At 62.0% G+C, this 22352-nt stretch carries 19 protein-coding genes and 1 pseudogene; 13 read left to right on the top strand and 7 right to left on the bottom strand.

The genetic code is table 11. The annotated features are described in order from the left end of the window. Positions 1-51: 51 nt before the first annotated feature. Positions 52-1080, bottom strand: a complete 1029-nt coding sequence (locus RR51_RS10800) for an AraC family transcriptional regulator (RefSeq protein WP_039613494.1) — start codon at positions 1078-1080, stop codon at positions 52-54. 307 nt (positions 1081-1387) lie between these two features. Between RR51_RS10800 and RR51_RS10795 the strand changes: the two genes are divergently transcribed. The 8 genes from RR51_RS10795 (at position 1388) to RR51_RS10760 (ending at position 13320) form a co-directional block, all read left to right on the top strand. Beyond that, entirely contained in the window at positions 1388-1966 is a 579-nt protein-coding gene (locus tag RR51_RS10795; protein ID WP_039613493.1) for an RBBP9/YdeN family alpha/beta hydrolase, read from the top strand. A gap of 74 nt (positions 1967-2040) precedes the next feature. Next, on the top strand, positions 2041-3996 hold the full coding sequence (locus RR51_RS10790) for a DUF1302 domain-containing protein (protein ID WP_025338999.1): 1956 nt from the start codon (positions 2041-2043) through the stop codon (positions 3994-3996). Positions 3997-4034: 38 nt separating this feature from the next. Further along, the gene (locus RR51_RS10785) at positions 4035-5393 is read left to right on the top strand and encodes a DUF1329 domain-containing protein (RefSeq protein WP_039613492.1); all 1359 of its coding nucleotides are present in this window, start codon (positions 4035-4037) and stop codon (positions 5391-5393) included. A 21-nt stretch (positions 5394-5414) separates the two neighbouring features. Continuing rightward, the gene (locus RR51_RS10780) at positions 5415-6410 is read left to right on the top strand and encodes a WD40/YVTN/BNR-like repeat-containing protein (protein ID WP_024087052.1); all 996 of its coding nucleotides are present in this window, start codon (positions 5415-5417) and stop codon (positions 6408-6410) included. 15 nt (positions 6411-6425) lie between these two features. Further along, positions 6426-8891: an efflux RND transporter permease subunit gene (locus RR51_RS10775; protein ID WP_039613491.1), complete on the top strand. Its 2466-nt coding sequence runs from the start codon at positions 6426-6428 to the stop codon at positions 8889-8891. Then, complete coding sequence (locus RR51_RS10770) at positions 8884-10662, top strand: acyl-CoA dehydrogenase C-terminal domain-containing protein (protein WP_039613490.1); 1779 nt, start codon at positions 8884-8886, stop codon at positions 10660-10662. Before RR51_RS10775 ends, RR51_RS10770 begins: the two co-directional genes overlap by 8 nt. 11 nt (positions 10663-10673) lie before the next feature. Then, positions 10674-12314, top strand: a complete 1641-nt coding sequence (locus tag RR51_RS10765; RefSeq protein WP_039613519.1) for a fatty acid--CoA ligase — start codon at positions 10674-10676, stop codon at positions 12312-12314. Between the two features lie 505 nt (positions 12315-12819). Then, positions 12820-13320, top strand: a complete 501-nt coding sequence (locus tag RR51_RS10760) for a methylated-DNA--[protein]-cysteine S-methyltransferase (protein WP_039613489.1) — start codon at positions 12820-12822, stop codon at positions 13318-13320. A gap of 3 nt (positions 13321-13323) precedes the next feature. Here RR51_RS10760 and RR51_RS10755 read toward each other — a convergent pair whose 3' ends face one another. The 3 genes from RR51_RS10755 to RR51_RS10745 form a co-directional block, all read right to left on the bottom strand. Beyond that, complete coding sequence (locus tag RR51_RS10755; RefSeq protein ID WP_003258792.1) at positions 13324-13566, bottom strand: hypothetical protein; 243 nt, start codon at positions 13564-13566, stop codon at positions 13324-13326. After that, complete coding sequence (locus tag RR51_RS10750; protein WP_039613488.1) at positions 13563-14306, bottom strand: carbon-nitrogen hydrolase family protein; 744 nt, start codon at positions 14304-14306, stop codon at positions 13563-13565. The genes RR51_RS10755 and RR51_RS10750 overlap by 4 nt, the downstream gene beginning before the upstream one ends. A 76-nt stretch (positions 14307-14382) precedes the next feature. Then, positions 14383-14898, bottom strand: a complete 516-nt coding sequence (locus RR51_RS10745; RefSeq protein ID WP_038409621.1) for a DUF3016 domain-containing protein — start codon at positions 14896-14898, stop codon at positions 14383-14385. A gap of 76 nt (positions 14899-14974) precedes the next feature. Between RR51_RS10745 and RR51_RS10740 the strand changes: the two genes are divergently transcribed. Further along, a complete protein-coding gene (locus RR51_RS10740) occupies positions 14975-15682 on the top strand; it encodes a metallophosphoesterase (RefSeq protein WP_039613487.1) in 708 nt (235 codons plus the stop codon). Here RR51_RS10740 and RR51_RS10735 read toward each other — a convergent pair. Together RR51_RS10735 and RR51_RS10730 are read right to left on the bottom strand one after the other, a co-directional pair. Beyond that, positions 15648-16262: a LysE family translocator gene (locus tag RR51_RS10735; RefSeq protein WP_039613486.1), complete on the bottom strand. Its 615-nt coding sequence runs from the start codon at positions 16260-16262 to the stop codon at positions 15648-15650. The two genes, RR51_RS10740 and RR51_RS10735, sit on opposite strands and share 35 nt — an antisense overlap. Positions 16263-16489: 227 nt before the next feature. Next, on the bottom strand, positions 16490-17299 hold the full coding sequence (locus tag RR51_RS10730; RefSeq protein WP_039613485.1) for an AraC family transcriptional regulator: 810 nt from the start codon (positions 17297-17299) through the stop codon (positions 16490-16492). Positions 17300-17430: 131 nt separating this feature from the next. Here RR51_RS10730 and RR51_RS10725 point away from each other — a divergent pair. The 4 genes and pseudogenes from RR51_RS10725 to RR51_RS10710 all read left to right on the top strand — a co-directional run. After that, a pseudogene (locus tag RR51_RS10725) lies at positions 17431-17799 on the top strand (LysE family translocator); the annotation flags it as partial. 191 nt (positions 17800-17990) lie between these two features. Next, positions 17991-19091: a hypothetical protein gene (locus RR51_RS10720; protein WP_039613484.1), complete on the top strand. Its 1101-nt coding sequence runs from the start codon at positions 17991-17993 to the stop codon at positions 19089-19091. A gap of 94 nt (positions 19092-19185) precedes the next feature. After that, complete coding sequence (locus RR51_RS10715) at positions 19186-20559, top strand: FRG domain-containing protein (protein WP_039613483.1); 1374 nt, start codon at positions 19186-19188, stop codon at positions 20557-20559. An 84-nt stretch (positions 20560-20643) separates the two neighbouring features. Further along, positions 20644-21561: a hypothetical protein gene (locus tag RR51_RS10710; protein ID WP_039613482.1), complete on the top strand. Its 918-nt coding sequence runs from the start codon at positions 20644-20646 to the stop codon at positions 21559-21561. A gap of 48 nt (positions 21562-21609) precedes the next feature. Here the strand turns inward: RR51_RS10710 and RR51_RS10705 are convergent, their stop codons facing one another. Beyond that, on the bottom strand, positions 21610-22230 hold the full coding sequence (locus RR51_RS10705) for a LysE family translocator (RefSeq protein ID WP_039613481.1): 621 nt from the start codon (positions 22228-22230) through the stop codon (positions 21610-21612). Between the last annotated feature and the right edge of the window lie 122 nt (positions 22231-22352).

The raw sequence follows: 22352 nt of genomic DNA, 5'->3' as shown, positions 1-22352 counted from the left end.
TCGAGCGCCGCCCGCGCGGCGCTCGATCTCACAGGCACCGCAAATCCAAGCTCAGGCGCCTGGCGGCCCTGACGCGATCTGATCAAAATTCTGTGCCCGCCAACTGGCCGGCGGCATGCCGAACTGGGCGATGAACCAGCGGGTGAACGAGCTGGGCATCGAATAACCCAGCATGTCGGCGATACGCCCCAGCGAGTAGCCGGGGTTCTCCAGGTAGCGCATCACCAGGTCACGGCGCACGCTGTTGATCAGGTCCTTGAAGGTCAACCCGCTTTCTTCCAGGCGCCGCTGCAGGGTGCGCACGTTCATGCCCTGGGTCTGTGCCACCTGTTCGATGGTGGCGCGGCCCATGGGCAGCAGCAGGTAGATGGTCTTGCGCAACTCCAGCTCCAGGGACGGCGTGCCGCCCGCCGGCAGGCTGTCCAGATAGCGCTGCGCCAGGCGCGCCATGGCCTCGTTGGCCTGCGGGCTGGCGCTGTCGAGGTCGGCGGCTGGGCAGACGATACCGTTGAACTCGCTGCCGAACACCAGCGTGCAGCCGAAAATGCGCCGGTGGGTGGCCAGGTCGGCGGGAGGCGCGTGGGTGAAGTTGGCGCTGATCGGGTGCCAATGCGCACCTAGCAGCGCCGCGCACAGGCGCATCATCACGCCGATCGCCAGCTCGGTGGCCTGGCGGCTGCAGGGCGCGCGTTCGTTGATCACCTCCTCACGGATGACCACGGTCTTGCCGGCTTCCTCGATATGAATGGCCAGGGCGTCATTGAGCAGGTGACGGTACTGCACGATCACCTGCAGCGCATCACGTAGGGTGCGCTGGTGGCTGAGCAACAGGCTTATTTCGCCGAAGTCCGACAGTTGCCGCAACTCGGCCATGCGCAGGCCGAAGCTTTCGCAGCGGGTGGCGCTGGCGGAGGCTTCCAGCAAGGCGATGACGCTGGCAACCGGAATACGCCGATTGGGGTCTTCGAGCAACGCGGCGCTGAGGCCAACCTGTGCCAGCAGTGCATGGGGATTGAGGCCGAGGTGGCGGGACACCTCAAGGTAATTGGTCAAGCTGGCGGCACGGACTAGGGCAGGCATTTTTTGTTGTTATCCATGTTTTCCAGGCTAACTGCTGTTTTTTTGTAGGAGCAGCCTTGTGCTGCGAAGAGGCCGGTACGACGAACATTACTGTTATGGCCTTTACGGCCTCTTCGCAGCACAAGGCTGCTCCTACAAAAAGTGAGCGGCTGATTGGTTTTATAGCCTGCGTGTCATGAATTGAAAAGCAAAGCCCTGTCTTGGCCATTGTCATCAAATGAAAAGCCCCTGACGCCCAATGTGAAGCACCCGGTGGGTGGGCTGTTTACTGTGAACCTCAAGAGCAACACCGCACACGAGGTTCACCGTGGAAAAACTGCAAACCACCGCCACCGTGCTGATCGTCCCCGGCCTGCGCGACCATGTCGCCGAACACTGGCAGACCCTGCTCGCAGGCCGCCTGGCCAAGGTGCGCAGCGTACCGCCGCTGCAGGTCGACGGCCTGAGCTGCACAGCCCGGGTCGAGGCGATCCAGCGCGAACTGGACCAGATCGATGGTGAAGTGATCCTGGTGGCGCACAGCGCCGGCGTGCTGATGGTCGCCCACTGGGCGGCGCGCTACCGGCGGCCGATCAAGGGTGCATTGTTGGCGGCGCCGCCCGACCTGAACGCGCAATGGCCGGCCCACTACCCAAGCCCGGCCAGCCTGGCCGAGCACGGCTGGTCGCCATTGCCCCAGGCGCCGCTGCCGTTCCCCAGCATTGTCGCGGCCAGCAGCAACGACCACCTGGCCAGCTTTGCCGCAGCCAGCAGCCTGGCCCAAGGCTGGGGTAGCGAGCTGGTCGAGCTGGGGGCCGTCGGCCACCTCAACCCGGCCTCCGGCTTCGGCCCCTGGCCGCAGGCCGAGGCGTTCATCCAGCGACTGGACCAGCCCAACCTGCAATAGCGCATGGACGCCCCAGCCACGCTCGCAAAAGACGGGCGGCGAAAAAAACAATAACAATACGTGGAGCCATCGTAATGCCAGAACACCGCATTTACCGTGCTGTGAAACCACAGCGCTGCCTGCTCGCCTGCGCCATCGGCCTGCTCACGCTGCCCGCCGCCCAGGCGTTCGAAGTCGATACCGGCAATGAAAACTGGGCCGTGCGCTTCGACAACACCGTCAAGTACAACTATGGCGTGCGCACCGAAAGCGCCGACAAGCGCATGCTGGGCACGCCCAACAGCAACGACGGTGACTACAACTTCCGCAAGGCCGGCACCAACATCACCAACCGGGTCGACCTGCTGACCGAACTGGATGTGGTCTACCAGGGCAACACCGGGTTCCGCGTCAGCACCGCCAGCTGGTACGACAAGGCCTATGACAACACCGGCTCCAATAGCAACCCGTTCGTCAACGGCAACGGTGACCAGTCCGGCATCAACCCCAGCCTCAATGGCCTGCCCGGCACCGGTGTGCCGCTGGGCAGCCCGCACCTGAGCAACTACGCCCAGCGTTACTACAGCGGCCCGTCCGGTGAAGTGCTGGATGCCTTCGTGTTCTTCAGCCGTGAAGTCGGCGAGGCCTCGCAGGTCAGCGCCAAGCTGGGCCAGCACAACCTGTTCTGGGGTGAAACCCTGCTCAACCCGGTCCATTCGCTGAGCTACGGCCAGTCGGGCCTCGACCTGGCCAAGCTGGCCGCTTCGCCGGGCACCGAGGCCAAGGAGCTGTTCGTGCCGCGCAACCAGCTGTCGACCTCGTTCCTGGTCAACTCTGAACTGACCCTGGGCGCCCAGTACTTCTTCGACTGGGACGCCGCCCGCCTGCCCGAAGCCGGTACCTATTATGGCGGCTCGGACGTGGTAGGCGAGGGCGCCCAAAGCTTCCTGCTCGGCCACACTGGTACCCCCGGGTTGATCCCGGTGCGCGGTGCGCTGACCACCATCCGCCGTGGCCATGACCTGAACCCAGGCAAGAGCGGCGACTGGGGCATCATGGCCAAGTGGTCGCCGGAGTGGCTGGGCGGCACTCTCGGTTTCTACTACCGCAAGACCTCCGAGATCCTCCCGCAGGCCTGGCTCGACGCGCGCGGCATGACCGTCGCCAACGGCCCGTTCGGCAACCCGCCGGGCAGCCGCCAAGGTGCAGTCGGCAACCTGTACAACTCGCTGCAAAGCACTACCTACCAGTTTGCCTATTCCGACGACATCGACATCTATGGCCTGAGCCTGTCCAAGGATGTGGGCGGCATCAGTGTCGGCAGCGACCTGAACATCCGCCACAACATGCCGCTGGCGAGCATCCCGGCAATCGTCAGCGCCCCCGGCCAGGGTGGCCTGGGCGGCGGCTTCGGCCTGCTGCCGGCACGCCTGCCCAGCAGCGGGGTGATCTACGACGTGCCCAAGGATGGCGACGGCCTGAGCGCCACCGGCGACACCTTGCACTGGACCTTGAACGGCCTGATGACCATTGGCGATACGCCGCTGTTCGATTCGGCAACCCTGCTTGGCGAGCTGTTCTACAGCAACCTGCTCAAGCTCGATAGCCACAACGAGGCCTTGTACAAGGGCAAGAGCAGCTACCGCGGCATCGACAAGGCCACCCGCGACAACTGGGGCATCGCGGTCAACTTCACCCCTACCTGGTACCAGGTGCTGCCGGGCATGGACCTGAGCATGCCGCTGTCGGTCAACGTCGGCCTCGACGGCGTGTCGCCGGTGCAGGGCGGTGGCGCCGAGAACACCGGCAACTATGCGGTGGGCGTGAGCGCCGCGATCTACAACCAGTACTTCGTCGACCTCAAGTACGTCGACAGTTTCGGTGAGACCAAGGCCTGCAAGGACGGCCAGACCGACGGCAGCACCCCCAACGCCCTGGACGGCGAACAGGATTACACCTGCTACGGCGGCGGCTACGCCTCCTTCTCCGGCGGTGGTGCCACCACCGAGGACCGTGGCGCTCTGTACCTGACCGTCAAGACGACCTTCTGAGTCATGTTTCCTACAGCCTACACAGGAAGACAACCATCATGAATTTCGTACGTACCCTGCTGGCCTCGTGCCTGTCGCTGGCCGCCCTGAATGCTGCCCAGGCCGCCGTTTCCACTGACCAGGCCGCGCGCCTGGGCACCAGCCTGACCGCCATCGGCGCGGAAAAGGCCGGCAATGCCGATGGCTCCATCCCGGCCTACCAGGGCGGCCTGCTGACGCCGCCAGCCAGCTACCAGAGCGGCGCCAGCATGCGCCCCGACCCGTTCGCCAGCGACAAGCCGCTGCTGGTCATCGATGGCAAGAACGCCGAGCAGTACAAGGGCCAACTGACCGCCACCACCCTGGAACTGCTCAAACGCTACCCCAGCTACCGCGTCGATGTGTACCCGACCCACCGTAGCGTGGCGCTGCCGCAAGCGGTACTGGACAACACCCGCAAGAACGCCACTGCCGCCAACAGCAAGGAGGGCGGTACGGCAGTGGACAACGTGCTGCCGGGTATCCCGTTCCCCATTCCGCAGAACGGCGCCGAGGCCATGTGGAACTTCCTGCTGCGCTATCAGGGCGTGAGCATGACTGCCAAGTACGACTCGTGGAACGTCGACGCTGCCGGCAAGCCATCGCTGTCGACCACCGGCCAGGCCAATATCAGCTACCCGATCTACGAGGACATGACGAAGCCGATCGGTGCCAAGGACACCTACTACCAGATGAAACTGGTGTACACCGGGCCCGCACGCCGTGCCGGCGAAGCGATGATGCTGCGCGATGCCGCCAACCCGCTGGTGCAGCCACGCAGCGCCTGGCAGTACCTGCCGGGCCAGCGCCGGGTCAAGCTGGCACCGAACCTCGCCTACGACACGCCCAACCCGGGCACTTCGGGTTCGGGTACCTACGATGACGTGTTCGTCTTCAACGGTGCACTGGACCGCTACGACTGGACCCTGGTCGGCAAGCAGGAAATGTACGTGCCGTACAACACCTACCAGCTGACCTACAACACCGACGTCAAGCAGGTGATCACCCCCAACCACCTGGCGCCGCAGTTCGTGCGTTGGGAGAAGCACCGGGTGTGGGTGGTGGAAGGCAAGCTCAAGGACGGTGCGCGCCATATCTACCACAAGCGCCGCTTCTACCTCGACGAAGACAGCTGGATCGCCCTGGCCTCGGACCAGTACGACGCCCGTGGTCAGCTGTACCGCGGCTCGTTCGCCTTCCTCACCCAGAGCTATGACAAGCAGACCCCGGACGCCACGCCGTTCATGATCTACGACCTGATCGGCGGCACCTACAACCTCAATGGCGTGGTCGGTGCCTACGGCGGTATCCGCTATATCGACCCACTGTCGAAAACCCAGTGGTCGCCCGAGTCGCTGGCCGGCAACGGCATTCGCTGAACGCACGGAGCAGAGGTGGCAATGTCTGTCTTCAAACGATGCAGCGTGGTGGTTCTGGCTTTGGCCGCGCTGCAGGGCGCGGCCCAGGCTGCGCCCTTCACCGATGTGCTGGACCTGCCCGCCAGGCCCAGCGCCCTGGTCGCCAGCAGCGCCTTGCGCGATGTCACCCTGGCCGGCCAGCGCCTGGTCGCAGTGGGCCCGCGAGGGCACATCCTGTACTCCGACGATCACGGCGCGCACTGGCAGCAGGCCCAGGTGCCGGTCAGCGCCGACCTGAATGCCGTGAGCTTCGCCACGCCCGAGCTGGGCTGGGCGGTTGGCCACGATGGCGTGGTGCTGCACAGCCGCGATGGTGGCGTGCACTGGCAAAAGCAGCTGGATGGCCGGGCACTGGCCGAGCAACTGCCGGGCACGGGTAGCGACAATGCCTTGCTCGACGTGTGGTTCAGCGATGCCCGCAATGGCTATGCGGTCGGCGTGTTCAACCTGCTGTTGCGCACCGTTGATGGCGGCGAGCACTGGCAGCCCTGGCTCGACCACAGCGATAACCCGCAAGGCCTGCACCTGACCAGCCTCGCCGCGGTGGGTGACGAGCTGTACATCACCGGCGAGCAAGGCCTGCTGCTGAAGCAGGACGGTGAGCGCTTCAGCCGTGTCGAGACACCCTACGCCGGCACACTGTTCGGTGCTGTCGGCAAGCCTGGCGTACTGGTGGTCTACGGCCTGCGTGGGCATGCCTACCGCAGCACCGATGGCGGCCGGCAGTGGCAACCGGTCAGCACGGGTGTGAACACCAGCCTCACCGCCGCCGGTGTCGACCGTGACGGCCAGCTATGGCTGGCCAGCCAGGCTGGCGACCTGCTGCTCAGCCGGGATGATGGCGCCAGCTTCAGCCCGGTGCCGCAAAGCGCCCGTGGCCCGGTGACCGCGCTCGCCACCGATACCGGCAACGGCCTGGTACTGGTCGGCGAGCGGGGCGTGCGCAACCAGCCCGGCAACCCCACGCTGCACCCATAACAAGAGAAGACCCTGATGGCCGCTACCCGCCAAGACACCCTGCCGGTAATCCGCAACCTCGACGATTTCGACCCACGCTCGGGCAATTGCCTGGAGCGCCTGGTGTTCAACCATCGCCTGCCGTTCCTGCTGTGCATGCTATTGGCGACCCTGGTGCTGGGCTACATGGCGCTGACCCGCCTGGAGCTGCGCCCCAGTTTCGACAAGATGCTGCCGCAGAGCCACCCCTACATCCAGAACTACCTGGAAAACCGCCCATCACTGCGTGGCTTGGGCAACGCGGTGCGGGTGGTGGTGGAGAACACCCAGGGCGACATCTTCGACCCGGGCTACCTGCAGACCCTGCGCCACATCAACGACGAGCTGTTCCTCAGCCAGGGCGTGGACCGGGCCTGGGTGAAGTCGCTGTGGAGCCCGGCGGTGCGCTGGACCGAGGTGACCGAGGAGGGCTTCCAGGGCGGCCCGGTGATGCCCGACAGCTACCAGGGCGCTGCGGGTGACATCGAGCAGCTGCGGCAGAACATCGAGCGCGCCAACATTGTCGGCAGCCTGGTGGCGCGCGACTTCAAATCGAGCATGCTGGTCGTGCCGCTGCTCGACCAGGATTCGGCTACCGGCAAAGGCCTCGACTACCACGCCTTCTCGCAGAAGCTCGAACAACTGCGCAGCCAGTACCAGGCCAGCGGCCAGTACCGCATCCATGTGATCGGCTTCGCCAAGCTGATGGGCGACCTGATCGACGGGCTGATCCAGGTGATGGCGTTCTTCGCCCTGGCGGTGCTGACCAGCCTGCTGATCATCTACTGCTACACCCGTTGCGTGCGCAGCACCCTGCTGGTGGTGCTGTGTTCGCTGACCGCGGTGGTGTGGCAGCTGGGCATCGTCGCCTGGCTGGGCTATGCCATCGACCCGTATTCGATCCTGGTGCCATTCCTGATCTTTGCCATCGGCGTATCCCACGCGGCGCAGAAGATGAACGGCATCCTTCAGGACATCGGCCGTGGCACTCACCGCCAGGTGGCAGCGCGCTATACCTTCCGCCGCCTGTTCGTGGCCGGGGTGACTGCGTTGCTGGCGGATGCGGTGGGCTTTGCCGTGCTGATGCTGATCGACATCCCGGTGATCCAGGACCTGGCCATCACCGCCAGCATCGGCGTGGCGGTGCTGATCTTCACCTCGCTGCTGCTGATGCCGGTGGCGCTGTCTTATGTTGGTGTTGGCCGCAAGGCTGCCGAACGGGCCCTGCATATCGACGCCCGCGCAGCCCAACACCGAGGTTTCGGCCGGCTGTGGGACCTGCTCGACCGCTTCACCGAACGCAAATGTGCCAGCGCCGCATTGCTGGCGGCCCTGGCCCTGGGCGCCCTCGGCATCTGGGGCAGCCTGCAACTGAAAATCGGCGACCTCGACAGCGGAGCCCCCGAACTGCGCGCCGACTCCCGCTACAACCTCGACAACGCCTACATCACCCAGCACTACGCGCTGTCCAGCGACACCTTCGCGGTCATGGTCAAGACCGCGCCGGAAGGCTGCCTGCAATACCAGACGCTGGTGCTTGCCGACCGCCTGGCCTGGGAGCTGCAGCAATTGCCGGGTGTGCAGACCACCGTGTCGCTGGCCAACGCCGTGCGCCAGATCACCGCCGGCACCTATGAAGGCAACCCGCGCCTGAACAGCCTGCAGCGCAACCAGGACGTGCTCAACTACGCCGCCCAGCAGGCCTCGGTCAACGCCCCCGAGTTGTTCAACAACGACTGCTCGCTGATGCCGGTAATCGCCTACCTCAAGGACCACCGCGCCGACACCCTGGCCCAGGTGGCCGCCGTGGCCGAGCGTTTTGCCCAGGCCAACAGCAGCGCCGAACAGCAGTTCCTGCTGGCCGCCGGCAGTGCCGGCATCGAGGCTGCCACCAACGTGGTGGTCCGCGAGGCCAACCACCGCATGCTGTTGCTGGTGTACCTGGCGGTCACGCTGTTCTGCCTGTTCACCTTCCGTAGCTGGCGCGCCACGCTGGTGGCGATCCTGCCGCTGATGCTCACCTCGGTGCTGTGCGAAGCGCTGATGGTAGCCATGGGCATTGGCGTCAAGGTCGCCACCTTGCCGGTGATCGCCCTGGGCGTAGGTATTGGCGTGGATTACGCGCTGTATCTGCTCAGCGTGCAACTGCACTACCAGCGCGCCGGGTTGAGCCTGGCCCAGGCCTACCAGAAAGCCGTGGCTTTCACCGGCCGGGTGGTCGGGCTGGTCGGCATTACCCTGGCGGCCGGTGTGGTCGGCTGGGCCTGGTCGCCGATCAAGTTCCAGGCCGACATGGGCCTGCTGCTGACCTTCATGTTCCTGTGGAACATGCTCGGTGCGCTGGTGTTGATCCCCGCGTTGTCGCATTTCCTCCTGCGTGGCCAGGCCGCCCCGGCACCTGCCGAGGTCCAGGCCACGTCGCTTCCGCAAACCCAAGAAACCGAGTGTTCGCCTCATGTCTGATTACCTTCCGCCACTGCGCGACATGGATTTTCTGTTCAACGAAGTGTTCGACATCCCGGCCTGGTGGGCGCAAACGCCCGCGCTGGCCGAGCAGGTCGATGGCGACACAGCCCGGGCCGTGCTCGAACAGGCCGGCCGGCTGATTGCCGAGGTGGTGGCGCCGCTCAACCGCAGTGGCGACGAGCAGGGCTGCCGCTGGGAGGCCGGCCAGGTACACACCCCGGATGGCTTCGCCGACGCCTACCGGGCATTTGCCGCGGATGGCTGGGTGGGTGTGGCCGGTGCCCCGGAATATGGGGGCATGGGCATGCCGAAAGTGATCGGTGCCCAGCTCGAAGAAATGCTCAATGCCGCCAACCTGTCGTTCGGCCTGTACCCGATGCTGACTGCCGGGGCCTGCCTGGCGCTGCTCAACCATGCCAGCGAGCCGTTGAAGGCGCTGTACCTGCCGCCCATGTACCAAGGGCGCTGGACCGGTTCGATGTGCCTGACCGAGCCGCACGCTGGCACCGACCTTGGCCTGATTCGCACCCGCGCCGAGCCGGTTGCCGATGGCCGCTACCGCATCAGCGGGACCAAGATCTTCATCACTGGCGGTGAGCAGGACCTGACCGAGAACATCATCCACCTGGTGCTGGCGCGGCTGCCGGATGCGCCCGCCGGGCCCAAGGGCATATCGCTGTTCCTGGTGCCCAAGGTGCTGGTTGACGCCGACGGCGTGCTGGGCGAGGCCAATGCGGTGAGTTGCGGGTCGATCGAGCACAAGATGGGCATCAAGGCCTCTGCCACCTGTGTGATGAACTTCGACGGTGCAATCGGCTACCTGGTCGGCGAGCCGAACAAGGGCCTCAACGCGATGTTCACCATGATGAATTACGAGCGCCTTGGCGTAGGTATCCAGGGCCTGGCCCTGGGCGAACGCTCCTACCAGGGCGCCATTGCCTATGCCCGTGATCGCCAGCAGGGCCGTGCGCCGACGGGGGCCGAAGCGCCGGGGCAAGCCGCTGACCCGATCGTCGTCCACCCGGATGTGCGGCGCATGCTGCTGACCATGAAAGCGCTGAACGAAGGCGGGCGGGCCTTCTCTACCTATGTGGCACTGCAGCTGGACCTGGCCAGATACAGCGAGGCCCCGGTCGCACGCGCCCAGGCCGAGGCCAAGGTGGCATTGCTCACGCCAGTGGCCAAGGCCTTCCTAACCGACATGGGGCTGGAAACCACCGTGCACGGCCAGCAGGTGCTGGGCGGTCATGGCTATATCCGCGAATGGGGCCAGGAGCAGTTGATCCGCGACTGCCGCATTACCCAGATCTACGAAGGCACCAATGGCATCCAGGCCCTCGACCTGGTGGGGCGTAAACTGTTTGCCGATGGCGGCCAGGCCTATCGCAGCGTGTCCGATGAAATTACTGCCTTTGTCGAGACGCTGCCCGCGGCGTGCGCCGAGTTCGGCGCGCCGCTGCTGGCTGCCGTGCGCAACCTCGACGAGCTGACCGCCTGGTTGCTCGATCGGGCCCAGGGCAACCCGCGTGAGCTGGGCGCGGCGGCGGTGGAATACCTGCAGGTGTTTGGCTACACCTTCTACGCCTACCTGTGGGCACGCATGGCCGTGGTATGCCAGTGCCATGCGGCCCCCGAGCCGTTCCACCTGAGCAAGCTGGCCACCGCGCGGTTCTACTTTGCCCGCCTGCTGCCACGCATTCATTCGCTGAGCGCCAGCGTCAGGGCCGGTAGCGACAGCCTGTACCTGCTCGAGGCCGGGCAACTGTGAAGGCCGCCGACATGATCACCACTCGCATCATGCCTGCGGCAGAGCAGGCCTACGCCTATCCGCTGCTGATCAAGCGCCTGCTGCTGTCGGGCGTGCGCTACCAGCCCAACCAGGAAATCGTCTACGCCGACAAGCTGCGCTACACCTACACCACGCTGCTCGAACGCATCCAGCGGCTGGCCAATGTACTGACCGCCGCCGGGGTCAAGCCTGGCGACACCGTGGCCTTGCTCGACTGGGACAGCCATCGGGCCCTTGAATGCTTCTTCGCCGTACCGATGCTGGGTGCGGTGCTGCACACGGTAAACGTACGGCTGTCCACCGAGCAGGTGCGCTACACCATGAACCATGCCGAGGACCGCCTGGTACTGGTGCATGACGACTTCCTGCCGTTGATGGCGCAACTGCGCGATGACTTGCCGACGGTCGAGGGTTTCATTCGCCTCGGCGAAGGCGGCCCGGCAACGCAAGATGTGCCGTTGCTGGGTGAGTACGAAGCGCTGCTGGCGGCTGCCGAGCCACAGTTCGACTTCGCCGATTTCGACGAGCACTCGCTGGCCACGCTGTTCTACACCAGCGGTACCACCGGCAACCCCAAGGGCGTGTACTTCAGCCACCGGCAACTGGTGCTGCATACCCTGGTCGAGCAGGGCACCCTGGCTGCCTGTGGCGAGGTACCGCTGCTGCGCAGCGGCGACGTGTACATGCCCATTACGCCGATGTTCCATGTGCATGCCTGGGGCGTGCCCTATGTGGCCACGGCACTGGGCATCAAGCAGGTCTACCCGGGGCGCTACGAGCCCAACCGCCTGGTGCGCCTGTACCGCGACGAGGGCGTGACGTTCTCCCATTGCGTGCCCACGGTGCTGCAGATGATGCTCGACAGCGAGGAAGGGCGCCGCGCCGACCTGAGCGGTTGGAAGATGCTGCTGGGCGGCAGCGCCCTGACCCTGGGCCTGGCGCAGCGTGCCAGCGAGCGCGGCATCAGCGTGCATTGTGGCTACGGCATGTCGGAAAGCTGCCCGCTGCTCAGCATCACCCACCTGAGTGCCGAGCTGCTGGCATTGCCGATGGCGCAACAACTGCCGCTGCGTATCGATGCTGGCGTGCCGATCGCCCTGGTGGACCTGCGCATCGTCGACGCTGAAGGCATTGATGTGCCCCGCGACGGCGAGAGCCTGGGTGAAATCGTGGTGCGTGCCCCGTGGCTGACCCAGGGCTATCTGCATGAACCGGAGCAGGGTGCCGCGTTGTGGCTGGGGGGCTGGATGCATACTGGCGACCTGGCCTGCATCGACCCTGCGGGTGTGGTGCGCATTCGTGACCGGATCAAGGATGTGATCAAGACCGGAGGCGAGTGGGTCAGCTCGGTGGCGCTGGAAAACCTGATCAGCCAGCACCCGGCTGTCGCTTCGGTGGCAGTGATCGGCATCCCGGACCCGCAGTGGGGTGAGCAACCCTTGGCCTTGGTGGTCCGTTGTGACGGCATGCAGTTCGACCAGGCGGCATTGGCAGGGCATCTGCAGCCGTTTGTCGATAGCGGGCACCTGAACAAATGGGCGATACCGTGGCATTTGCGTTGCGTGGACGAGATCCCCAAGACCAGCGTTGGCAAGATCGACAAGAAGCGGATCCGCCAGACATTTCTCTGAATACTGGCGGGACCCGGCTGATGGCACCGGCTGCGCCGGTGTTCGCGGGTAAACCCGCTCCCACAGGTACAGCGTATTCCTTCAGTTGATGGGGTCCCTGTGGGAGCGGGCAGGCCCGCGAAGCAGGCGACGCGGAGGATGGCACCGGCTACGCCGGTGTTCGCGGGCGCGCCCGCTCCTACAGGTACGGCGCATTCCTTCAGCTGATGGGGTCCCTGTGGGAGCGGGCATGCCCGCGAAGCAGGCGACGCGGTGGATGGCACCGGCTACGCCGGTGTTCGCGGGCGCGCCCGCTCCTACAGGTATGGCGCATTCCTTCAGCTGGTGGGGGCCCTGTGGGAGCGGGTTCACCCGCGAAGCAGGCGACGCGGTGGAGGGCACTCTGGTCCGGGCAATATGCCGACGCCGATGTTCCGCTTGCGTGATTGCCTGAGCAAGAAAGCGGATGCAGGCAGAACTGGGGATGCGTACAGTAGGTTGATCGCAACCTGGCAGGGGCCTGCTTATGTCCAGCGCATTCACCTTCATGCAGTCACCCGTCGGCACCTTGACCCTGGTAGCCCGTGGCGAGTGCCTGGCAGCCGTACTGTGGGAAGAGGAGCGGGAAAACCGCGTGCGCCTTGGTGCCCTGCACCGTGATGACCAGTGCCCGGTACTGCTGGAAACCGCTCGCCAGCTCGGCGAGTACTTTGCCGGCAAGCGCCAGCGCTTCGACCTGGCGCTGGATTTTGCCGGTACCGAATTCCAGCGTCAGGTGTGGGCTGCGCTGCTGGCGATACCGTTCGGTGAAACCCGCAGCTACAGCGACATCGCCCGGCAGATCGGCAACCCTAGCGCGGTGCGCGCGGTAGGCGCCGCCAATGGCCGCAACCCGATTTCGATCATCGCCCCGTGTCATCGGGTAATCGGTGCATCTGGCAGCCTGACCGGCTTTGCCGGTGGCCTCGCGGCAAAGCAGTACCTGCTGGCGCTGGAAGGCCGGCAAAGCCTGGCACTGGACCTGTAGATGTCAGCAGAACCAGCTGGCGGCCAGACAGACCAGCAGGGCCAACGCCGAGCCGGCCATCAGGGTGTACTGACGATGGGCCCGGCGCGCATGCGGCTTGACTGCACGCAGATACTCGCCGGGTGTCGGCGCATCAGGCCGGTGGCGCAAGCCCTCGGCTATATCGGCCAGTTGCCCATGGATGAGCAGCCCCGTCAGGTAGTAGGTACAGGCGTAGCTCAGCAACGCCAGGAACAGATAGATCATGACGGGTGCGGGACCAAGGGCACCGCAATGGCACTGGCGCTGGCGGTGTCCAGCACGATCAGCCCTTCGCTGTGGTCGTCCAGGCTGGCCAGCAAGCGCCCCTGGCTGTCCCACGCCGCCGAGCCGCCAGCGCCGATGAAGGTGTCGGCCGGCCCCACGCAGTTGGCCAGCAACACTGCCATGCCCAGCTCTCGAGCCACCTCGGAGTAGTGCAGGTAACCCTCGCGAATGCCCTTGGCAGTTTTAGCCACACTGACCAGGTACAGGTCGGCGCCGTGTTCCCGCGCGGCTGCCGCATGCGCCATGAACATCGATTCGTAGCAGATCGCAGGCGCTACCCGGTGCACGCCCACCTGCAGCAGCAAGGCTTGATCGCCTGGGGTGAACCAGGGCAGTTCATCATCATGCAGGCGCCGCTTGGCATAGGCTTGGCGCGGTACACCGGGGCTGAGGATTGGCATGCCGATACGAATGCCATCAGGGGTCGGCAGTGGCAGGCCCGCTGCGACAGTGATACCAAACCGGTCGCAGGCTGCCTGCAGCGGGTCCAGCCGTGCCGAACTGACTGGCAGGGCGGCCTGGCGCGCGAGGGTTGGTTCATAGCCGGTCAGCGACAGTTCGGGAAATACCACCAGTTCGGCACCAACGGCCGCGGCCTGTTCGATGCAGACCAGGTGGCGTTCGAGGTTGGCTTGCACATCGCCCTTGAGCGACGCCAGTTGCACGGCGCACAACTTCATGAAAAACCCTTCCCTGGTACAGGTTGAAGGGCCGAGCATACTACCGTCACCAACGCCTGTACCAGTGAAGGGATTTTCAGGATGCCGGGTGGACGGCGAAACGCTGGCGGAACCAGTCGTCGAGCATGGCCTTTTCGGCATACAGGCGGTCGCTGCTGCTCGTGACCCGGCCCGGGCGGCTGAGGTACATCTTGTCGCTGACCCTTTCCTGCGCCTGCTGGTCGGGTTTGCCCGGTTGGCTGAGGGTGTAGCTGAGGTCGATGGTCGGCCAGGTGATTTCGCGCATGAAGCGTACATCGTAGGCCTGGCTGTGCCAGGGTTCGAAACGCCCGGCCAGGTCGATGTCGCGGATGTCGATGACCAGTTGCTGGCCAGGTTGCAGGTAGCGCTGGCCAAGCTTCTGCAGGTACTGGGTCAAGGTTTTCATCACATAGGCGTCGGCGCCACGCTCGTACCCGTGGCTGTCGAGGCTGGCATCGCGGAATTTTTCCGGATGCTCGAAACGTACCTCGACCTGCGCGGCCGGGGCACCTTGTGCCATGCTGTCCAGTGACAGCGCCATGAGCACGGCACACACGAGGGCGGTACGCATGATGCACCTCCGGGGGCAGACTGCATGTGCCTCCATTTTACCCCTGGCATGGCGGCACCAGCAGAGGAAGATTGTAATGGCACGGTTTCGGCGTCTGATTGCCAATCTGCGGGGGCGTGACCTGGCGGTGGGCGATATCCATGGTCACTTCCAGCGCCTGCAGGAATGCCTGGATGGGGTGGGGTTCGATCCGGCCGTGGACCGCCTGTTCAGCGTGGGGGACCTGGTCGACCGTGGCCCGGACAGCGAGGCGGCGCTGGATTGGCTGGCGCAGCCCTGGTTCCATGCCGTGCAAGGTAATCATGAGGCCCTGGCGATTACCCGCGTGCGCGGCGGGCGGCTCGATCTGGACATGTACCGCGCCGCCGGGGGGGGCTGGTTTCTGGACCTGCCGAGGGCTCGGCAGTTACGTTTCGTGGAGCGCTTCGAGCAGCTGCCGATCGCGATAGAGGTTGAAAGTGCGGCCGGCCTGGTAGGCCTGCTGCATGCCGACAGCCCGTACGCCGACTGGACGGTGTTGAGGACCTGGCTGGAACTGGATGACGACCCGCAGGTACGGGAAGTGTGCCAATGGTCGCGGCGGCGCCTGAAGGTAGGCGATACCGCGCCCGTGCAGGGCCTGCGTGCCTTGTTGGTGGGCCACACACCGGTGCTGGAGGCCAAGCTGCTTGGCAACGTCTGGCACCTGGACACTGGCGGCTGGGCCAGTGGCCATTTCACCTTGATGGACATGCGCACCCTGCAACTGGTCAGCCCCAGGCCAGGTGAAACAACAGTGCCATAGCCAATAGCACCAGCATGGCCCCGGAGGCCCGTTCCAGCCAGGGCAGGCTGCGGGCGAAGCGCCGCAGCACCAGCGGGTTGCCGATGGCCACGGCAACCAGCAAGTCCCACAGCAGCACGATGCTGAACATCCACAGGGCACAGGTTGCCTTCCAGGCAATGCTGGCGCTGGCGACCATGCTGACCAGGCTGGCATAGAACAGAGCATTCTTGGGATTGAGGATACCGGACAGGAACCCCATGCCCAATCCCCGCCACCACCCTTGGGCGGTCTGTTTGCCAGCGACTGTGCCCAGGCTGGTTTGCCCGGCATGGCGCAGGAACAGGGTGCCGATGTACAGCAGGTAGCTGGCGCCGGCCAGTTGCAGGGTTGTGAACAGGAGGCTGCCTTCCTGCAGTACCGACAGGCCGGTGAAAGCCATGGCGATGAACACGCCATTGGCGAGGGCGATACCCAGACAGGCGCCGCTCGCGACGCGCCAGCCGGCGCTGACCGAGGTGCGTGCGACCAGGAAGAAGTCCGGGCCGGGAGAGAGCAGGGCGAGGAAGTGGGCGAGGGCGATGATCAGAAACTGTTGCATTGGGTGAGGTTGCTCTGGCGTAAAGCCTGACTCTGCCCCTCGGCGCTCATGCCGTATTGAACAATATTGCAGGCCTGACCAGCAGGCGCGGTCCCTGTAGGAGCGGCCTTGTGTCGCGATGGGGCGCGAAGCGGCCCCAGGTTTTCAGCTCCGCGGCACAGATTGCCGGGGCTGCTGCGCAGCCCTTTCGCGACACAAGGCCGCTCCTACACAGACCGCGCAGGCCTTCAGTCTCCCCGATACTGCCCCGGTGTCACCCCCACATGGGCTTTGAACACCCGCTGGAAATGGCTTTGGTCGGCAAAACCGAGCCGATAGGCCACCTCCGCCAGGGCCTGCCCTTCACCCAGCAATTGCCGCCCACGGTTGACCCGGGCATTGAGCAGGTAGGCATGCGGCGTAAACCCGGTGGCCGCGCGAAATGCGCGAATCAACTGGTAGCGCCCAAGCCCGGCCTGCCGCGCGAGTACCGCCAGGCTCAACTGCGCCGGGTCCTGGCCTTCGATGTGCGCAATCAGCCCACTCAACGCGGTCGCCCCCAGGGCCGGTGCCGGTGCCAGCGGCGCGTGCCTGGCAAAGTCCAGGTCACCCAGAAAGGCAATCAGCGCGGCATCCTTCTCACCATTGCTGGCGTTGGAAAACAGCAGACTGTTCAGTTCGCAGAACTGCCGATACACCTCCGGCACCTGGCAGATACGTGCCGGCTCGCCGGGCCCGGCACCATCCAGCCCGGACTCCAGGTGCAGCTGTGCCAGCCAGTCGGCATCCACATGCAGCATCTGGTAGCTCCACGCCTGCCCGGGCTCGGGGTTGCAGGCATGTACCCGGCGGGCCGGGACCAGCACCAGAGTGCCAGGCGTCAGGCGTTGCTGGCCGTTGCCGGCACCGGTGAAATGACTGTGGCCGGCATCCACCACACCGATGGAAAACGTTGGGTGGCTGTGGGCCTTGTAGCAGGCGCGGCTATGGCAGGCGCGGCGGCTTTCGACATGCGGCAGGGCCGGGTCGCGCCACAGCGCGGCATGGGAACGGGGCATCACAGGGTCCTCGATATGCCCGGCAGCTTATCAGGCGCCGCGCACCCATACAGTTTTTTCCGCTGGCTGTAACTTGACCACCAGGCCAGCTAACCGCCGAAATAGGCGCCTGTTGCCAAAGGAAAACGATAATGGACCTTTCAAGCCTGCTGCTTTTCATCCCCGCCTGTTTCGCCCTGAACATGGCGCCGGGGCCGAACAACCTGCTGTCGTTGCACAATGCCAGCCGTTACGGCCTGCGTACGGCCTGCGTGGCCGGTGGCGGGCGCATCGTCGCCTTCAGCGGCATGATCGCCCTGGCGGCCATGGGCCTGGCAGTGGTGCTGCACACCAGCGAATACCTGTTCCTGGCCATCAAATTGGCGGGGGCGGCGTACCTGTTCTATATCGCCTGGCAACTGTGGCGGGCACCAGTGGGCGAGGCCGCGGTTGCAGGTGATCAGCCGCACGGCACCTGGCGTCTGGTACGCCAGGAGTTCTGGATGGCTGCTGGTAAACCTAACGATGGCCAATATATAAAGTAATGGCGGGAATTTATTGGCCAGCAGCAGTCATTCGAAGCGTCTTCGAACGCCGGTGCGGTTTCCTTCCCTGCTTTCACCTCCTTTGAGCTGATCGATGATCTGGAGTAGGCTGAATAGTTTGGCATTGCTATGATTACAGCCCTCTTCACGCGAGCAAGGAAGCAAAGATGGCGGCAGTAAGTAACTCTGTTGTTCACCTAACGATGCGGTTCGAAAAAACTACTCTCGCTATCGGGACGGGCGTAGTTTATGAACGTGATGGGAAGTACTATATCGTGACCGCTTGGCACAATTTGACAGGTCGCCATCCCGACAATCTGAAATTTCAGAGTATTCAGAATGCAGTACCTGATAACGTGGTTGTTAACCTTGTAGTGAGCCATCCCCCGCTTGGCGCGACTCGAATGTCAATCATCGTCCCCCTGGCGGATGAAGAAAAGTCGTTATTTCTTATTCACCCAACGAGATGGCCGCGTGTTGATGTCGCGGCCATTCCCTTCGATCCAATGGGTAATTTCAAGTTTGAGTACCGGCAATCTGATAATGAGATTGTAGAAGGGCTAATTTCGCCTCTTAATAATCCTATTCCTGCTGAGCTTTGCCCTATACAGCGCTATTTGGCTCCTAGCGAAGCTGTTATTGAAAAATGGATGGACGATGTTGAAGTTACTGAGGAGCTCTTTATTCCTGGTTACCCGCACAATGTTCAGGATGACTACTCACAGCCTATATGGAAACGGGCAACGATAGCTACATCTGTTCAGAATGGGTTTAATGGTCAGCCAAAGTTCCTCATAGATAGTGCCTCGAAGAGCGGTATGTCTGGCTCTCCGGTTCTTTACTACAGTCCTAAAGGTAGCGTCTCGATTAGAGGTGGGAGTTATCGATTTGGGACTGACGTTGCCATACTTGTAGGGATTTACGTAGGGCGAGAGGGAGTGACCGATAAAGCAGACCCGCAAATTGGTATTGTATGGCATCGCTCGGTGATTGACGAAATTATTGATGGCGGGTGTTTTGAGCGGCTTCCTTACGACATTGAGGTCAAGTCCAGTGAACTCGATGAAGCCATTAATGAAGAGCTTAAGACTTGCTCGAGGAAAGGGCTGGATAACATTATAAATCCGGATTTGCCATCTCGATTTTTTGTCCGCGACAGGGTGCTTCAGAAGTTGCAGGGGCGTGCAGTGCCTAAAGAGGTTGTTGACGCTACCGTTAGGTTGGCAAAGATTTATGAAGGACCACTTGTTCCTGATGACGATATTTAGAGGTTAGGCTTTCGAAGCTTCGGCCCGAACTGCTGTCTCTGGCTTGGTCGAACGACCATCATTGCCCGTTAACTACCGTAGAAAGTGAGGGGACATGGAAACGCAGCACTGTGAAACACTTGAAGAACTCAAAGTGGCTATCCAACAATACGGGCCGGGCGTTCTTTACAGAGGGCAAACCCAGCACTATCTTGATTCCAACGGCCACCCTTCGTTGTCAACCTCATTTCAGCGTCAGGGGTGCGTGCCCGACCTGATGATTAAGTGGACCTATTACGCAAAGAGAGCCTTGCAGCATTTAGTACGCGGTTGGAAGGAGACCGAAGATACAGCCACCAACCAAGCGATCCTGCAGCACTATGGGTTTCGCTCATTCTTCCTTGATGCTACCGGTGATCCGCGTGTTGCCGCTTGGTTCGCAAGTAATAGGTTTGAGTCAAAGATCGCAGTCAATTTGGTTGAGGATTGCTTTGAAGACCCGATCTGGCTGCGCACATGCAATGCGTGGTTTGTCCCGACTGAGGACGTAGGTCATCTTTACCTGATAAGCCAGAAGTCGCTCCGACGGTCTGGAATTCAAGCGGTTCACCTTTCAGAGATTGCTACACATCAAGGAGCGCCGCGATACGTACGACAAGACGCTTACATGGTTGGCCCTTTGATCCAGGGTGGCCTACGTAGTGATTGCATTCTTTGTCATATCACCGCGCCGGCAGAGGTTCTGCGAAACTTCGCGGGGGGATATAGCGCTGGCTGGCTATTCCCTGAGCCCTCGGATGACCCCGTGTATTACGAGCTGCTGGCGATGCCATGGGAAAAGATGCGGCACATCCCGGATGATGGTCTCGAAGCATTCTGGCGATCACTGGAGCTTCCAGAGTATTCCGGGCACCTTCAAAAGCATATGCCACCTCGGAGCGCGATGTATCGCCCATTCTGGACAAGAGATCTTCCGCCTCTGCCAAATTGCCAGACCGCGACCGCCAGACAAATCGCCCAGCTTTTATGCGGTAGCTCTTTGTATCACGGAGCTAGCACGCCTCGCTTCATCCTTCCGGAGATTAACAAGCTGCTCGAAGAGTACGACGAGATCTCTATCGAGCTTGATGGCCTTGTTTACCATGGGATGGACACAAAATATGGGAAGGGCGTGGGAATTGTGAAGGTTTCCGGAGGCATCGTCTGTGTTTTTGAGTATGGCGTCGACCATCCGGGGCTGCGCATCATGGGCATGGGACGCTTCTATGGATTGCATTACCGGATCGACAGCCTTGGGATCTGGGAGCGTGTTTTGCATGAAGACGATTGTACGTGCGGGTCGGATCACACCGAGAATTTCAGTTTACTTGGCCGTGTTGATCGTTCGTTGAAGGACGGTTTTTTGGAATGTGTTGAGCCTGGTTTGTACGTTCAGAGCGGTGTTGACCGTACCTCTGATCCACGGGCTACTTGGGGCGAGCCTTACTAGCGAGTTCGAGCGAACAAAGAGTGGCCGATTGCCCACTCAGCTCTACTCTTATGCCATCGGCGCTAAAAATCGAGGTTGATCCCGATGATTAAAGAAATTCCGACGAGCGAAGAATTCGCGTCGGCAGCATACGCGCAGTTTGATTTTGCCTGGGACATCGTCATTTCGTTTATAACGACCCTGGATGAAGCGGGTCAGTACGTCGAAGTGGACAAAGATGATGAGGCGCAGTTTTGGGAGGCTGCCCGGCAACGGATTCTGACCTCACTTATCATTGCCCAGCAGGGCGTCGAGCTCGCTATCAAGGGTAAGCTCGTAGCTTTCAGCCCATACTTGTTACTCGGATCTCCGTCAGACTGGCCTAAGGACAAGACAGGTCAGGGCGTCGAGTTCTCCGAATTCAAAACCATCGATGCTCATGATCTAATCAAAGCTTATAACATGGTGAGTCCTCAACCTTTCGATGCGAAATTTGTGGAGTTATTCGATCGAGTGCGAAAGGTTCGAAACTCAGCAATGCATTCAGTAAATGCGAAGCTTCGAATTTCGCCCAAAGAAGTAATTTTGATCATTCTCGAAGCACACGAGCACCTATTCCCTGATCAAAACTGGGTAAAGACTCGGAAGGAATTTCTATTTTCAGCGCCGGATGCTCAAGTTTATTTTGATAACGATCACATTGAAGGCGTTCTGGTCCGAGAGTGCTGGGCAGTTTACAAACTACTTTCCAAGTCTGAGCGACAGCGATTCTTCAAGGTTGCTGCAGGGGTCCGCAAATATATTTGCCCGGCTTGCAGCTACGAGTCTGTAAAGGTAGACGGTCCCGTACCTCGTTATGCTGTGCTAGAACCCAACAAGCCTACGTCCACTACGCTGTGGTGCTTTGTCTGTGACGACACCCACTTGGTAAGCCGCACGCATTGTTATGATGCTGCGTGTAAGGGCAACATCATCAGTGATGAATACGGCTCTTGCTGCACCTGTGGTGAGGAACAGTTTTAGAGCTGTTGGGCTAGCATGGATGGGGTCATCACCTAGGCGCTAGTGGTCTTAGGCACGCCGGGTGACGAGCAATACGGAGGCTGCGCCCGACAGCAGTACCGAGCAGATGCGGTTGAAGAGACGTTTTCCATCGGGGTTATTGAACCAGCGTCGCAAGTGCAGCCCGATTAAGGCATAGCCTGCCAGAGCGATCATCTCCAATACCAGGAATAGAACACCCAGCATTGCAAACTGCGGCGCGACATCATGCGCTGGGTCTACGAATTGCGGTAGGAATGCTGTGAATATCAATATTGCTTTTGGATTTCCAGCTGCAATAAGAAACTCTTGTTTCGCTAGGCCCACAAGGTTTCTTGATTTTGCATCATTCGAATCCTGATTCTGAATATTTGCTGTCCAAAGTTTAAAAGCTAAGTAGAATAGATAAGCAGCGCCAAGAAGCTTGATGCCAAGAAATACCAGTTCGGACGTTTCAAGTACAGCAGTTAACCCCGCTGCTGCGAGCGCTATCATTGCTGCAAAAGCAATTAGCCTTCCGGCGCCTGCAAGACATGAAGCCCAGAAGCCATAATGTGTGGCGTTATTAACTGAAAGCAAGTTATTTGGTCCGGGAGCCATGTTCAGTGCAAAGCAAGCCGGTATGAATATGAGAAGTGTGGAGATGTTCATGATTCCTCGTTATTTTTGTGAATGTTTGTGTGGGCATCATTGATGAAGTCGTTTCTTTTTTCAATCCCCTGCGTGCTGAGCGCGGACTAGCAGCGTCATCACAGCATGGTCATGTGTCCATT

Source organism: Pseudomonas sp. C5pp (genome assembly GCF_000814065.1).
GTDB lineage: Bacteria > Pseudomonadota > Gammaproteobacteria > Pseudomonadales > Pseudomonadaceae > Aquipseudomonas > Aquipseudomonas asiatica.
This window is presented reverse-complemented; position numbering and strand designations above follow the sequence as displayed.